The organism is Nocardia sp. Tas62D01 (genome assembly GCF_055232035.1).
The window spans coordinates 7,705,549-7,719,851 of sequence record NZ_JBUYUZ010000001.1 but is presented as its reverse complement, the minus strand read 5'-3'; the positions used below and the strand labels follow the sequence as shown (position 1 = coordinate 7,719,851).

General features: G+C 65.5%; 14 protein-coding genes and 2 pseudogenes. 13 read left to right on the top strand and 3 right to left on the bottom strand.

Annotation, left to right across the window (positions count from 1 at the left end):
* Positions 1–47: 47 nt before the first annotated feature.
* Complete coding sequence (locus tag ACV7NQ_RS36945; protein ID WP_463363788.1) at positions 48–197, bottom strand: hypothetical protein; 150 nt, start codon at positions 195–197, stop codon at positions 48–50.
* A gap of 622 nt (positions 198–819) precedes the next feature.
* On the opposite strand from ACV7NQ_RS36945, the gene ACV7NQ_RS36940 reads away from it, so the two are divergent.
* The 3 genes from ACV7NQ_RS36940 to ACV7NQ_RS36930 all read left to right on the top strand — a co-directional run bounded on the left by ACV7NQ_RS36940 (position 820) and on the right by ACV7NQ_RS36930 (position 4,088).
* Complete coding sequence (locus tag ACV7NQ_RS36940) at positions 820–1,179, top strand: hypothetical protein (RefSeq protein WP_463363787.1); 360 nt, start codon at positions 820–822, stop codon at positions 1,177–1,179.
* Between the two features lie 556 nt (positions 1,180–1,735).
* The gene (locus tag ACV7NQ_RS36935) at positions 1,736–2,101 is read left to right on the top strand and encodes a leucine zipper domain-containing protein (RefSeq protein ID WP_463363786.1); all 366 of its coding nucleotides are present in this window, start codon (positions 1,736–1,738) and stop codon (positions 2,099–2,101) included.
* A 40-nt stretch (positions 2,102–2,141) separates the two neighbouring features.
* Positions 2,142–4,088, top strand: a complete 1,947-nt coding sequence (locus ACV7NQ_RS36930; RefSeq protein ID WP_463363785.1) for a glycoside hydrolase family 15 protein — start codon at positions 2,142–2,144, stop codon at positions 4,086–4,088.
* Between the two features lie 313 nt (positions 4,089–4,401).
* Here the strand turns inward: ACV7NQ_RS36930 and ACV7NQ_RS36925 are convergent, their stop codons facing one another.
* Complete coding sequence (locus ACV7NQ_RS36925) at positions 4,402–5,070, bottom strand: cyclase family protein (protein ID WP_463363784.1); 669 nt, start codon at positions 5,068–5,070, stop codon at positions 4,402–4,404.
* A 37-nt stretch (positions 5,071–5,107) separates the two neighbouring features.
* Here ACV7NQ_RS36925 and ACV7NQ_RS36920 point away from each other — a divergent pair.
* From ACV7NQ_RS36920 to ACV7NQ_RS36895, 6 genes and pseudogenes are all read left to right on the top strand, one after another.
* Positions 5,108–5,428 (top strand): annotated as a pseudogene (locus ACV7NQ_RS36920) (flavin monoamine oxidase family protein); the annotation flags it as partial.
* Positions 5,429–5,462: 34 nt separating this feature from the next.
* A complete protein-coding gene (locus ACV7NQ_RS36915; protein ID WP_463363783.1) occupies positions 5,463–5,594 on the top strand; it encodes a hypothetical protein in 132 nt (43 codons plus the stop codon).
* Positions 5,595–5,746: 152 nt separating this feature from the next.
* Positions 5,747–6,646 carry an acyl-CoA dehydrogenase family protein gene (locus ACV7NQ_RS36910; RefSeq protein WP_463365965.1) on the top strand — a complete coding sequence of 300 codons (900 nt, stop codon included), beginning with the start codon at positions 5,747–5,749 and terminating at the stop codon, positions 6,644–6,646.
* A complete protein-coding gene (locus ACV7NQ_RS36905) occupies positions 6,628–6,837 on the top strand; it encodes a hypothetical protein (protein ID WP_463363782.1) in 210 nt (69 codons plus the stop codon). Before ACV7NQ_RS36910 ends, ACV7NQ_RS36905 begins: the two co-directional genes overlap by 19 nt.
* 6 nt (positions 6,838–6,843) lie before the next feature.
* Positions 6,844–7,362: an MFS transporter gene (locus tag ACV7NQ_RS36900; RefSeq protein WP_463363781.1), complete on the top strand. Its 519-nt coding sequence runs from the start codon at positions 6,844–6,846 to the stop codon at positions 7,360–7,362.
* 153 nt (positions 7,363–7,515) lie between these two features.
* Positions 7,516–9,129, top strand: a complete 1,614-nt coding sequence (locus tag ACV7NQ_RS36895) for a GMC family oxidoreductase (protein WP_463365964.1) — start codon at positions 7,516–7,518, stop codon at positions 9,127–9,129.
* 827 nt (positions 9,130–9,956) lie between these two features.
* Here the strand turns inward: ACV7NQ_RS36895 and ilvD are convergent.
* Positions 9,957–11,663 carry a dihydroxy-acid dehydratase gene (gene ilvD, locus ACV7NQ_RS36890; RefSeq protein WP_463363780.1) on the bottom strand — a complete coding sequence of 569 codons (1,707 nt, stop codon included), beginning with the start codon at positions 11,661–11,663 and terminating at the stop codon, positions 9,957–9,959.
* 152 nt (positions 11,664–11,815) lie between these two features.
* On the opposite strand from ilvD, the gene ACV7NQ_RS36885 reads away from it, so the two are divergent.
* The 4 genes and pseudogenes from ACV7NQ_RS36885 to ACV7NQ_RS36870 all read left to right on the top strand — a co-directional run.
* Positions 11,816–12,157 (top strand): hypothetical protein, encoded by a 342-nt coding sequence (locus ACV7NQ_RS36885; RefSeq protein WP_463363779.1) that lies wholly within the window; start codon positions 11,816–11,818, stop codon positions 12,155–12,157.
* Between the two features lie 358 nt (positions 12,158–12,515).
* Entirely contained in the window at positions 12,516–12,710 is a 195-nt protein-coding gene (locus ACV7NQ_RS36880; RefSeq protein WP_463363778.1) for a hypothetical protein, read from the top strand.
* Between the two features lie 35 nt (positions 12,711–12,745).
* Entirely contained in the window at positions 12,746–13,153 is a 408-nt protein-coding gene (locus ACV7NQ_RS36875; protein ID WP_463363777.1) for a hypothetical protein, read from the top strand.
* A gap of 402 nt (positions 13,154–13,555) precedes the next feature.
* Positions 13,556–13,888: pseudogene (locus tag ACV7NQ_RS36870) on the top strand (transglycosylase family protein); the annotation flags it as partial.
* Positions 13,889–14,303 lie beyond the last annotated feature (415 nt).

The window sequence follows — 14,303 nt, the reverse complement described above, 5'->3', positions numbered from 1 at the left end:
AAGGAGTTTCATGTCATCGCCTTTGTACGTGAATGAGCCCGGCGCTCTCATCGACGCAATTCCTCCGATGCTTGGCTTTCGACCCAGCGTTCGCTGGTTTCGGCTGTATTGGAGGGCAGCATCTGCACGCCCGGCATCCCACCCGGATTGTTGCGCTGATGCGCTTCGACCTGGTCACCGGTGTCGGCATGCGGCAAATAGGACTTAATCGTGCAACCCGGCGAAGATCAACCGGCGCCGACCTCGACGATCGCCGTGATCGTCGTTGGTGGTCGGTTTCGTCTTCGCGCTGGCGATTCCGTCGCTGATCGCGTTCACGATGGTGGTACGTCGCTCGCGTCCAAACAGCAGAATTTCGCGTGGGCGCGGTGCCGCGTGCGGTGTGGAGTACAGGCGTCTACTGCCACCGATGCGTCGTCCAAGCCGGCCAGCCACATTCCGGCCCGGCAGCCGCCGCCTGCCCAGTCCTGGTGGATCGTCTGGAACACCGGCGGCTACGCGCACCTCTGAGCACAATGTGAACGCTTGCAGCCCAAGGCGACAGCCCCGGGGTCTGGGCGCGCAGCCCGTTGCCGTCAGCCGATGTAGCGCAGATCGAGTCGACGTGTGACCTTGCAACCGACCTGCCCTACGGGCAACAAATCCACACCGCCACGCGAGGTCACACGATCACCGTGCGCCAAGACGAGATCGACCAACCTGGTTGTGGCGAACCATCCGCAAACGCGGGCGCATCGAAGAACCGATATGACGATCCAGACCTGTCGGCGCACCGCATGCTCAGCGACCGTCCTCGCGACGCTGGGCGCGGCACTAATCGTGGCCGCTGCCCCCGCTCTCGCAGCCACCATCCAATTCGACAAAGCCATCGTTCTCGTATCCAGTAATGCACGGGTGATTGTGTCGGTGATCTACAGCTGTGACGCTTCCAGCGGAGTGGCCGGGCTCAGGGTTGAGATGGAGGACCACGACACCGATTCCACCGGCACTGGCCGTGCCTTACCAACCTGCGACAGCACCAGTCACCTGGCCGCGATCCGGGTCGATGCGGCGAACCCCGATGGTCAGTTTCAAGCACGCGACGAAGCACTGGTGACGGTCCGACTCGTTGATGCCAGCGGAAATGTGGTTGGAACAGCCGCTGACTCCACCATGGTCACTCTGGAGCTGGCGGGGTAGTCCTGCTGTCGGGACTTCCCACCGTTTCGCCAGGTAGGCGACCGGCTCGTCGAGGTCGCTGCCGCGTTGGCCGCTCTCGAAGAGCAGATGTCGGGGCCGCCGCTCGCGCATAGCGACGCACCGTCCTGCGGTCGAGGTTCAACGTCGCGCTGATCGCCTTGATACCGAGGCCGTCGGCGAGCAGGGCGTGGATTTCGTCGTACCGCTGCCGCGTGGTGAGTTCCCGGAGTCCAGGCGCTGGTTTCTGCACCGGTGGTGATGGTTGATCAGTCATGTCGCAAAGACCTACGCCGAGGCGTGGTGGACGGTGCTGCACACCGACTGCGAGGAGCTTCGGCACTCGGCGTGGGTCCATCTTGGCGAGGTCCGTGAAGACTACGCGCAACTCGTCGGCGATATCCGGGCCGGCCGCGTCCAACTCCCACTGGGATGGCGAGGCATCCGACATACCCGACAAAATGACAGCTCTTTCACAAAACCGACGGAGATAAGGAGCATCAAGGCAACCAGTAGCAGGCAGCCCGTTATCTACGGAGAGGGTTGACAGTCAGATCTCTTGAGCCATAAGGAGATTCGGATCTACTGCATCTGGCTGCGCCGCTACGAGACCGAGGGGGTGGACGGGCTGTGTCATCGGTCCAGACGACCGCGGACCAGCCCGAACGCCACCCCGCGCCGAGGTAACGGTGCCGTGAGAATTATATGTTCGCCGAGGCGGTACCGACTGGTTCGACGGCGGCGAGACGGCGATGCGGTTGTATTCAGGGGCGGCCTCACTCATCACGTCGCGGCGCACACCGGGGCTTGCCGATACGACCGACAAAGTGGTGGGCTGTTTGGAAACGCCACATCACTCATGTCCCGATCCGCTCGCAGTCTGGTCGAGAAAGAAGGCGGTTCACCAGGCAATCGCGTGGAATAGTCGGCCGGATTTCAGCGCCGAGATGACGATGGAGCAACACATGGACGACGAGATTGAACGCACGCTGCGGCTCACGGCGTTCCCGCGCATCGACGACTACGGTTTCATCTCCGACTGCGAGGTCACTGCTCTTATCGCCCCCAGCGGAGCGATCGAGTGGATGTGTCTACCCCGCATGGACTCCCCCAGTGTCTTCGCGGCCATACTCGATCGTTCCGCCGGGTCGTTTCGGTTCGCCCCCGCCGACTTCGTGGTGCCCACCGATCGCCGCTACATCCCTGGCACGATGGTCATGGAGACGAGTTGGCGCAGCGGCGAAGGGTGGGCGACGGTGCGCGATGTGCTGCTGGTCGGGCCCTGGCGGCACCAGACACCCGGCCGTAGCGCCCATCGTCGGACCCCCACCGACTACGACGCCGAGCACATTCTGCTGCGGACGGTGCACTGTGAGACCGGGCAGATCCAGTTCGGGCTCGACTGCCAGCCGTCCTTCGGCTACGGCAGGCATCGCGCTCGGTGGGAGTACCTCGACAGTTACCACCTCGCGCAGGCCAGCGCTGACGGGATCGATCTGCGGCTGACGTTGAGCACCGACATGCGCTTGGGGCTCGAAGGGGCGCACGCGGTTACCCGCACCCTGCTGAAGGCGGGCGACACACGCTTCTGCGCGCTCTCCTGGGGCAGCCGCGACGCCCCCCGCGCCTTTGACGAGGCCGATGAACGGCTGCGGCGGACAATCCACCATTGGCGGCACTGGCTGGCCGGTGGGAGATTTCCGGACCATCCGTGGACAGCCCAGCTCACCCGCAGCGCACTGACCCTCAAGGGTCTGACCTTCGCCCCTACCGGCGCCATCGCTGCCGCCGCCACCACGTCGTTACCCGAAACCCCAGGTGGACAACGTAATTGGGACTATCGCTACTCGTGGATCCGCGATTCCGCCTTCGCGTTGTGGGGCCTGTACACATTGGGCTTCAGCTGGGAGGCGAACGACTTCTTCTCCTACATCCTCGACTTGGCCGAAGAAGTCCGGGACATGCAGATCGTGTACGGCATCGGCGGCGAAACCGACCTCACCGAGCAAACCCTCACTTACCTGCGCGGCTACGACAATGCCGGTCCCGTGCGCATCGGCAACGACGCATACCGGCAACGCCAGCACGATGTGTGGGGCGCGGCGCTGGATTCGGTCTACCTCTACGCCCGCCACCAAGATCAAATCGACGCACGGGCCTGGCCTCTGCTGGGCCGGGCGGTCGAAAGCGCCCTCACCTACTGGCGCGAGCCCGACCATGGCATCTGGGAAGTACGCGGGGAGCCCCAACACTTCACCTCCAGCAAAGTCATGTGTTGGGTCGCCGCCGATCGCGGCGCCCGCCTGGCCCGCATCCACCAGGACTTCGAACGCGCGCGTCGCTGGCAACAGGCCGCCGACGAAATCCACGCCGACATATGCACGCATGCCATCGACTCCCGGCAGGTGTTCACCCAGTACTACGGCAGCACGGCGCTGGATGGTTCGACCCTGCTCATCCCGCTGGTTCGTTTCCTGCCCCCCGACGACGACCGGGTACGCAACACGGTGTTGGCCATCGCCGACGAACTGACCGAAGACGGCCTCGTATTGCGGTACCGCGTCAATGAAACCGACGATGGATGCGCAGAGGAAGAAGGCACTTTCACGATCTGCTCGTTCTGGCTGGTCTCGGCGCTGTCGGAGATCGGCGAAAAGAAACGAGCCAAACAGCTGTGCGAGAAACTGCTTGCCTACGCCAGCCCACTGGGCCTCTACGCCGAGGAGATCGACCCCCGAACCGGCCGGCACTGGGGCAACTACCCCCAGGCCTTCACCCACCTCGCCCTGATCAACGCAGTAATGCACGTCATCCAGGACGAACAAGCCACACTGCGGCAGGCACTCGGCGGTGAATCGATCGCCCCACGACTGGACGACGCATCATTCACACTGGGATACATGCACCGCTAAGGCTCTGGGCCGTAGTCAGTCGTGCTGAACAGGCCCGCAGCGACCACCTCCCTCCCCAGCAACTGCTCGTATCGCGCACGCATCGAAGCCGCGTCCTACTGAGTTCATCCGGGTCGGCGACTTCGCTGCGGCGGTTGAGCCCGGGATCGCAGGGGATGCCGCGGAATTCGCCATACGGCACCCGCCGTCAGCTCCCCACCGAGCGTTCGAGGCGGACGACTCGCGGCGCATTGCGAGGTCGGGATTGTCTCGGTTCCGGCAGCGGACGCGCGAATTCCCGCTGCCCGCCACGTTCGGCGTGTCGGCGGGCAGATCAGCTATCGACGCCGTAATCGGTCCAGGCGACAGCGCGCAGCGGAAACGAGCCCATCCCACGCACTGGCGCTGGCAGTGCGACCAACCTGGCACCGGTGTCGGGGACCGCGTCCAGGTTCGTCATATGCTCGATGATCGGGATTCCCGCACCGAGCAGAATGTGGTGGCACGGCCGCGTCGGGAGCGACGTATCGTCGATGTCGAACGAGTCGATTCCCACCAGCGCCACATTGGCGGCGACCAGCGCATCCGCAACCTCGCCGACCAGGAACGGATGCCCAGGGCCCGGGTACGCGGATGAACCCCACCACGCCGACCACCCAGTGTTCACGAGCACCGCCTTGCCCCACAACCGCGCCGGGTCGCCGAGCACATCCGGTCCCACCACGCGGATCCGCGTCGCGCGGATCATCACGATCGGCACGTTGAACAGTCGTTCCAGCGGCAGCTCGGCGATATCGGCGCCATCGGCGTGGAAGTGGAAGGGCGCGTCGATATAGGTGCCGGTGTTGCCGACCATATCTACGCGTGCGATGTGGTAGGTCATATCGATCAGCGGCGACTGCTGACGCGAAATATCTGTGGTGACTCGCGGTCCAGGCATGCCTGGACAGGTGAGCATGCCGTCCGAGATCGGATGCGACAGCTCCACCATCGCCTTGCTCATGCAAGAGACCTTACCGGCCCATCCCGCAGTGCAAGTCGGACAACTCGATGAGGCCGAGCGAAGGAAGGCGATACTCGGTGGACTCGTCGAGCGGTTCGGCGAAAAGGCCGGCTCCCCCGTCGACTACATCGAGCATAGCTGGAGTGCTGAGCGCTACTCCGGTGGCGGCATGCTCAGTCACGCACCAACCGGCGTGCTCACCCAATTCGGCCACGCTCTCCGCGAACCTTGCGGTCTTATCAACTGGGCCGGAACCGAGAGCTCCGCCGTCATGTGCGGTTGGGTCGATGGGGCCATTCGCTCGGGTGAACGGGCGGCAAGCGAAGTGATGGAACACGAAATCGCGGCCGTGGGCTGAGGCAGGACATCGAACGGTCAAGGTCCCTGCAATCGTGACGGTGGTTTCGGTGCTGCTGGGCGGTGCACTGCTCGGCATCGTCGGCGCGCTACTTACCATCCCCGTCGCCGCCGCGGCCCTCCTCGTCATCCGCGAAACCGTGCTGCCGTCACTCGACGAGCGGTAGTTCACGCCGGTGACCGTGACAGTCGAAGGCACCGGCCGCCCGGCTAGAACCGGCGGCCGGTGCCCGAAGCAACCGTGGTTAACACCATCGATGTCGACACGGACCAGAGCGCAGTGGCGGATGCACTGCACGCGCTCGCGGATTCGGGGCGAATGGCCCTGCCGTACCCGGGGTCCGGTCATACCCTCGATCGCTGGCGGCAGCTGGCCGAGCTGTCGTTCGGCAACACGGTCGTCGGGCGCCTTGCCGAAGCGCATGCCATTCTCGCGGAGCTCGGTGACCGCGAGGTCGCCCGCGGCGAGGGTGTCTGGGCCGCGGAGCCGCCCAGACCGGTCCTGCGCGCCCAGCAAGGGACGGATGGTTGGACCCTGAATGGCCGGAAACCGTGGTGTTCCGGTGCGACGATCTGCACCCACGCCGTCGTCGCGGCACGAATCGGTGATGAGCGGGGTCTGTTCGCCGTCGCTCTCGGACAACCCGGGGTTCAGCCGGTTCCGGACACCTGGCACTCCGTGGGCATGCGTGAATCGAGTTCCGGTGCAGTCGATTTCACCGATGCCCCGGCCTACCCCATCGGCAGACCCGGCGATTATCTGACTCGCCCCGGCTTCTGGCACGGCGCCATCGGGGTAGCGGCCTACTGGTACGGCAGCGCCTGCGCGCTCGCCCGCAAGTTACACGAGCGCGCCGCCGACGGCTCGATAGACGAGCATGCCTTCGCCCACCTCGGCGCGATCACCGGCAAACTACATGCCGCCAGGCTCTGCCTCGAAGATGCCGCACGGCAGATAGACGACGGCCCGGAGAACGCCTCGGGCACCGCGCGATTGCGCGCTCGGATGGTTCGCGCGGTGGTCGAGCAGGCGGCGGCGGCCACCATTGATCGCGTCGGGCGCGCCCTCGGCGCCGGGCCGCTGTGCTCCGACGCCGCACATGCCCAGCGCGTCGCCGATCTGACCGTCTATCTCCGGCAGAGTCACGCCGAACGAGACCTGGCCGATCTCGGCCGCGACCAAGCGGAAAGAAGGTTCCCATGGCTGCCGCACCCTTGATCGACCTCGCAGCTCTCGGCACTCCCGAAGCCACCTGGTCACCGTGGCGACAACGCCAACCCGGCCTCGCCGTCACGGGCTGGCGACACCTGATCGTGGTTGCGCCACACCCCGACGACGAGGTGCTCGGTGCGGGCGGGCTGATCGCGCTCGCGCGCTCGCGCGCCTGCCGGTTACCGTCGTCACGGTAACGAATGGTGAAGCGTCACATCCTGATTCGCCAGAGCACCCTCGGCTACACCGCGCTGCACGCAGGACTGCTGTTCATCCCGATGGGCGCGACCTTCGCGCTGGCCAGCCTGAACTGGGAACGCGTCCCACACCGCTTCCAGGCCATCATGATTCCGCTTGGGCTGGTGCTCGGCACCGCCACCACGGTGACGCTCGGCTTCATGCTCCGCAACGGCGCCGACTTCGGCCCGCTGGCGCTGACGGTGTTCGGCGTGCAGGGTATCGGATTCGGGCTCGCGTTCAGCCCGCTGATGACCCGCACCCTGGCCAAGGTGCCGATGACCTTGGCCGCCGATGCGAGCGTAATCCTGGTCACCAGTATGCAACTCGGCATCGTGGCCGGCATCGCCGTCTTCGGCACGGTGTTCCTCGGCCTGGTCCGCGTCACCGCCCTGCCGGCGGCCCACGCGCTCGGCGCCACCGCGATCACCGAGGGGGTGACGGTCCTCGTCGCCGCCGCACTGGCGACCCGCGCGGCACGGTAAACATCGCGTGCCGGAGCCCACCGCTGACATCCTAGCGGTGGGCTCCGGCGATTCGCTATCCAGATTCCCGAGAAAGCGAACCGGGCACCGTCACTTCCTCGTATGTTTGCTGTACGCAGTGCAGATCGGAGTGGGACAGTGCAAGCAGCTGGGATTACCGCGGATTATGTGATCGTCGGCTCCGGGTCCTCCGGTGCGGTGCTCGCCAATCGGCTCAGCGACGACCCGGATACCACCGTGGTGCTGCTCGAGGCGGGCCCGGCGGACAAGAACAAGTTTGCGCACATTCCGGCCGCGTTCTCGAAACTGTTTCGCACGGAAGTGGATTGGGACTATCTCACCGAGCCGCAGCCGGAGCTGAAGCACCGGCAGATCTACTGGCCGCGCGGGAAGATGTTCGGCGGCTCGTCGTCGATGAACGCGATGATGTGGGTGCGTGGATTCCGCGCCGACTACGACGAGTGGGCGCTGCTCGCGGGCGAGGAATGGGGGTTCGCTGCCGCGGTCGAGCAGTATCGGCGCATCGAGAATGTCGAGGACGCCCAGTATCCGGACGAGGGCGCCGCCGGTCCGCTGCACATTTCGCGGCAGCGTAGCCCGCGGGCGTCGACGGCGGCCTACCTGGCCGCGGTCCAGGAGGTCGGTTTCGCGGTGGAGCCACCGAATCGGCCGCAGCCGGACGGGTTCAGTGAGACCATGGTCACCCAGCGCGATGGTCGGCGTTGGAGCACGGCGGACGCGTATCTGCGGCCGGTGTTGCGACGGCCGAACCTGACCATTCGCACCGAAGCCTTGGCCGCACGAGTGCTCTTCCAGCGCGATCCGGTGAGTCCGCCGCGTGCGGTCGGCGTGGAGTACGTGCAGGGCGGCATCGCGCACACGGTCGCCGCTCGGCGCGAGGTGATCCTCTGCGGCGGCGCGATCAACAGCCCACAGCTGCTGATGTTGTCAGGCATCGGCGACAAGGACGAACTCGCCCAGCAGGGCATCGAGATCGTGCACCACGCGCCCGAGGTCGGTGCGAACCTGCAGGACCATCTGGTCTCCGGTATCGGCTATGGTGTAGCAGCGGATTCGCTGTTTGACGCCGAGAAGCCGCGCCAACTGCTGGACTACCTGATCCGGCACCGCGGCATGCTGACCTCCAATGTCGGTGAGGCGTACGGATTCGTGCGCAGCAGGTCCGACCTCGACCTGCCCGATCTGGAGATGATTTTCGCGCCCGCGCCGTTCTATTACGAAGGGCTCCAAGACCCCACCGAGCACGGCGTGGTCCTGGCGACCGTCCTGCTGCGCCCGCACAGTCGCGGCCGCATCACCCTCGCCAGCGGCGATCCAGCGGCGAACCCGGTGATCGACCCGCGATATCTCTCCGATAGTGCGGGCGCCGACCGCGCCGCGATCATGTCAGGCCTGCGGATCTGCGCCGAACTGGCGGCCGCACCGGCGATGAAGGCGGTGCTCGGGCAGCTGATCTATCCACCGCAGTCGCCCAAAGATATGGAAGCGACCCTGGAACTGGCGCTGAACGGCTACTCGCACACCCTGTATCACCCAGTGGGTACCTGTCGGATGGGCACCGACGAGACCAGCGTCGTCACGCCACGGCTGGAAGTTCGTGGCGTACAGGGACTTCGAGTCGCGGATGCGTCGGTGATGCCGCTGCTTATACGCGGGCACATCCACGCACCCAGCGTGTTCGTCGGGGAACAGGCGGCCAAGTTCATCAGCGCGCGCCGACCACGGGGCAGAGGCCGAAGTCGCTGACCCCGAGCCTGTCTCGCGTCAACCGAGGCGAATGTGCTTGACGCCGACCGAGGCCCGTCGCAGTCGACCACGCGGCGGTCCATCGGTGCTCAGCGTGAGTGCGAGGCCGGACGATTCGGCGATACGCTCCGCCACTTCCGGGACCGAGAGATCATTGTTCCACCCCAGGACGGTTCACTGCCACTCGATACAGGCCGATGTTCTACCTATCGGCTACTGATGTGAGGCACATACTCATCGGCCATGCTGATTCTCGCTGGCCTACCGGTACGGCTGCGGCCCAGGCCCGGGTGAGTGGACTCTCTTGAAAGTCGAGCAAGATCGTCGGCGTCTTCGGCTGAACAAGTCGTCCAGTCGCGTGGCGAGTGTTGGTTGGGGAGGACTCGGGAAGGAGACGTAGTGGACAGTCGTCATCATGAGCGCTGGGTACTGGCGTTCGATGCATCGTGTGGCACCTGCCGCCAGATCTCCGGCGTTGTCGGAGAGGCATGCGACGGCAAACTCGAAGTCCTGCCGCTGGCGGACGCCAACGTGCGGCAGTGGCGCGAGCAATCGCTCGGTGTCGACGCCGAGTGGGCGCCGACTCTGCTGCGCGTCGACGGGGATCGTGCCGTAGCCGGACCGGTCCGGCCATGGTCAAACCGCTCATTCGCCGGTTCGGCCCGGCGGACACCATGCGGGTCGTCCTGTTCGGTGAACATGCTGGCCTACGCGCAGGACCGCCTCGGTTCGCGCCGTACCAGGTCGTGGTTGTTCCGATCGCCCGTGGCGACAATGTCGCGCCCGAGCATTCCTGCGCGAACATCACCCGGTACCGACCCAGGTCCTCAGTCACATACGGCTCCGTACGATGCCGAGCCCACCAGCTTCGAATATTTGGCGAGCACCCCGCGGGTGTAGCGAGCCGGTAACGGTTCCCAGCCCTTTCGACGGTGCGCGAGTTCCTCGGCGTCGATCAGAAGATCGAGGGTGCCCGCACCGACGTCGAGCCGGATCTGGTCGCCGTCGCGCACGAACACGATCGGACCACCGTCGACCGCTTCCGGGGCGACATGCCCGACGCACAGTCCCGTGGTGCCACCGGAGAACCGGCCGTCGGTGAGCAGCAGTACGTCCTTGCCCAATCCGGCGCCCTTGATGGCCGCGGTGATCGCCAGCATCTCGCGCATCCCCGGACCGCCCTTCGGTCCCTCGTACCGGATGACCACCACGTCCCCCGCCGAGATGGTGCCGTCCTCGAGAGCGTCCATCGCCGACCGCTCACGGTCGAAAACCCGTGCCGTGCCGACGAACACGTCGGAGTCGAAACCCGCCGACTTGACGACGGCGCCGCCGGGCGCGAGCGACCCCGCGAGAATGGTGATACCGCCGGTCGGGTGGATCGGTGACGCCATGGCACGAACCACCTTGCCATCGGGATCCGGCGGAGCGACTTCGGCCAGGTTCTCCGCCACCGTGCGCCCGGTCACGGTCAGGCAGTCGCCGTGCAGGAGCCCGGCATCGAGCAGCGCCTTCATCATCACCGGCACGCCGCCGATCCGATCCACGTCTGTCATCACGTGTCGGCCGAAGGGTTTGACATCGGCGAGGTGCGGCACCCGGCGACCGACACGGGCGAAATCGTCCAGCGTCAGGTCGACGTTCGCCTCGTGCGCGATCGCCAGCAGGTGCAGAACGGCGTTGGTGGAACCGCCGAATGCCATCACGACCGCGATGGCGTTCTCGAAGGCTTCCTTGGTGAGAATGTCCGACGTCGTGATCCCGCGCCGGATCAACTTCACCACGGCCTCGCCGCTTCTCCTGGCGTAGCCGTCCCTGCGCCGGTCCGTCGCGGGCGGCGCCGCGCTGCCGGGCAGCGACATGCCCATCGCCTCGGCCGCGCTGGCCATGGTGTTGGCGGTGTACATCCCGCCGCAGGCGCCTTCGCCCGGACAGATGGCCCGTTCGATGGCATCCACGTCGGCGCGGCTCATCAGCCCGCGCGAGCAGGCGCCGACCGCCTCGAACGCGTCGATGATCGTCACCTCGCGCTCGCTACCGTCGGACAGCTTCGCTACCCCGGGCAGTATCGAACCGGCGTACAGGAACACACTCGCCAGGTTCAACCTGGCCGCCGCCATCAACATCCCGGGCAGCGACTTGTCGCAGCCCGCGAGCAGCACCGAGCCATCGAGACGCTCTGCCTGCATCACCGTCTCGACACTGTCGGCGATCACCTCACGCGACACCAGAGAGAAGTGCATCCCCTCATGGCCCATGGAGATGCCGTCGGACACCGAGATGGTGCCGAACTGCATGGGATAGCCGCCGCCCGCGAACACGCCGTCCTTGCAAGCCCTGGCGAGCCGGTCCAGCGAGAGGTTGCACGGGGTGATCTCGTTCCAGGAGGAGGCCACCCCGATCTGAGCCTTCTCCCAATCGTCGTCTCCCATGCCGACCGCGCGCAGCATACCGCGGGCGGCGGTCTTCTCGAGGCCGTCGGTGACGTCGCGGCTGCGGGGCTTGATGTCGGGGGCGTTCGGATCATTGGCCATGGTTGCTCATCATCCCTGCTCGGAGCCCGATATGCGCCGACTACGCCTATCCCGTCACACCGCAACGCACCGAACTCGTACGACCAGCATCGAGCGGATCCGACTCTAGATCGTCTGGTGAGCAACAGGGTGATTCGGGCCGCGGAGACCCGGTGTTCGTGGATCTGCGCAGCGACGCCCCAGTCAACAAGATCAACGGACTCGTCGGCGAACCCGACGAGCGGAGCAAACGCGCGGAGACCCTCGAGGTGGCGGGGATCAGCCGCGTTGAACAGATCATCGAACTACCGGCCGAGGAAATTCAGCGAGCGATCCGTGACGGATGGTATTCCCCGATCATCGAGGCGATCACGTTGTCGATACCGATGACATCGACTGGGCTGGCTCGCACGACCCGACCAGACCGCCGACGATCGTCTGCGAGTCGCCCGCGACGGTGGACGCGGTCTGCACACCCATCAGGTTACGTCCGTCCCGACGTCAGCGTCCCCTGATGGCTCGAGCACGTTGCCGGCCGCAGTCTGCTCCGACAACCTCAGGCATTCCATCGCACGGGTTGGCAGCCGTAATGGCGCTGTCGGCGTGATCGCGGCCGTTACCGCGCGGCTAGGCCGCGGGGTGGGTGGGGGGTGACCGGAAGCGCAGATGGGTGTCAGCGGTGACGACATCGGGTGGGCGATGGTTGATTCTGGAAGTCGCGAAGCCGATGGCAGGAGGCGCGGCCGGATCAAATCCCCGTATGCCACCGATGACCAGGACATACCTATCGACTGAGACTTGCACTGGAAATGGTGGCGGGAACAACTCGCGACCGGCGGCGCGATATGCCATCGCAGAAGGGAAGGTGCACTCATGGGGTTGTTGTCAGCGACCGACACCGATGTCGGCTTCCCTCCGCGCCGCCTTGGAATTGCTGACGTCGTCCGCGAGTACGGCGAGGACGCAGTCCGCGCACGGATCACCGAGTTGCGGGAGGCCGGGCTACATTTCGCTGCTACCGCGATCGAGGCCGAGCTGAACACCGGCTCCACTTGTCCTGCCACATAGATGATGGTGCCGCTGCTGACCACGACAAAGTCATCGTGCAAGCCCCTGCGGCCGTCATCGCCGACGCACTTGGCTTCAGCACCAAGCACATAGCCCAGAGTCTGGACCGACGCCGGCCGGAACCTGGAAGACCTGCGCACCAGGCGACCACAGCCGGTGACCGCAAGGCCCGCACCCGGTCACCGGCGGACCGGCCGGATCACCCAACGGCAGCGCATCCTCGTCGCCGAGGACACCACCGCGGCACGATCCTCATCGACATCGAGTCCCGCCGTCCAGTCGACGTACTCACCGACCGCACCGCCGAGACCTCGACACCGTGGTTGCTGGCCCACCCCGGAGTGGAGGTCCTGTGCCGAGACTGCGGCGGCGCCTACGGCGCCGCCTCGCGCGCGCCGAACGCGGCCAGGTGGCCGATCGCTGGCATGTCTGGAACAACCTGACGGGAGCTGTCGAACATGTGGTGATCCGCCCGCCCAGTCAGGTGGTGGATGGTGTCGCTACAGGGCGATCGTGTCGGACGAATGAGACTCACAACATATCTCACTGTGATCTCAAGCACATAACGTCACTATAACAGAGACCTGCGACTAATCGTTTCATGGCTCACACCTGCGTAAATCACGCCACGCTCTAGAATCTTCTAGACAATGCATGCGTTATGCAAACGTGATCTATTGTTATTTCTTCGCTACCTTCGTGGTGGGCCTACATCACAGTCGGGCTCCAACTCGAACCGCTGAACGCCGGTGACCCTGCCCCGCGGTTCGGAGATCCCGAACATCTGGGGGCCAGGGACACGGCGAAGTAACTGCCGAGCCGGTGGGCGCAGGAAGGAAATTGACATGTCGCAAAACCACAAGTTAAGCACCCGCGTTCTCGGCTTCACCGCTGTTCTCGGCGCCCTCGTCGCCGTTCCCTTCGGCCTGTCCACCGCCACCGCCACCGCGTCGGCCCACAACTGGGATGCTGTCGCGCAGTGCGAGAGCAGCGGCAACTGGGGAATTGATACCGGCAACGGCTTCTCCGGCGGCCTGCAGTTCACCCAGAGCACCTGGGAGGAAAACGGCGGCGCCGGCCGGCCGAACCACGCCAGTCGCGCCGAGCAGATCCGCGTCGCGGAGCACGTGCTCGCCACACAGGGACGGGGCGCCTGGCCCGTGTGCGGCGCCTATCTCTGATGCGTCACCGGCGCCTATCGCTCGAAATGCGATAGGCGCCGGGCTATTTTGCAGCGATGGGGTTGTCTGGCCGATTTTCCGTCTCCTGATTCCGGGCTGATTTCGACCGAACTTCCCTCTGCGGAAACCGAATTCGGGTCCGCCGAGCGAGCGCTCCCGGTATTCATCCGAACCATTCTGGACTGGAACACGTTTCAGTCTCGTGCCTCGAAATGCCCGCGGGCAGTGATATAGATCACTAGCCTGTTGCCACCACTGATCCACCGGCTGCTCGACGACATCAACGCCCAGCCCCGACGGCTTCCACGGCGGCGGCATCGGGCTGGAAGAACTCCTGCAAACAGACTGGCCCCGAGGCACCGCACTCACCCGGACCCAGCTCGAAGCCGCACGATCAGAGAATCCACCCGGC

Bases quoted from the DNA above. Each gene is read 5' to 3' on its own strand.
- ACV7NQ_RS36930 (WP_463363785.1), top strand. From the start codon at position 2,142: ATGGACGACGAGATTGAACGCACGCTGCGGCTCACGGCGTTCCCGCGC.
- ACV7NQ_RS36925 (WP_463363784.1), bottom strand. From the start codon at position 5,070: ATGAGCAAGGCGATGGTGGAGCTGTCGCATCCGATCTCGGACGGCATG.
- ACV7NQ_RS36910 (WP_463365965.1), top strand. From the start codon at position 5,747: ATGGCCCTGCCGTACCCGGGGTCCGGTCATACCCTCGATCGCTGGCGG.
- ACV7NQ_RS36905 (WP_463363782.1), top strand. From the start codon at position 6,628: ATGGCTGCCGCACCCTTGATCGACCTCGCAGCTCTCGGCACTCCCGAA.
- ilvD (WP_463363780.1), bottom strand. From the start codon at position 11,663: ATGGCCAATGATCCGAACGCCCCCGACATCAAGCCCCGCAGCCGCGAC.
- ACV7NQ_RS36880 (WP_463363778.1), top strand. From the start codon at position 12,516: ATGGGGTTGTTGTCAGCGACCGACACCGATGTCGGCTTCCCTCCGCGC.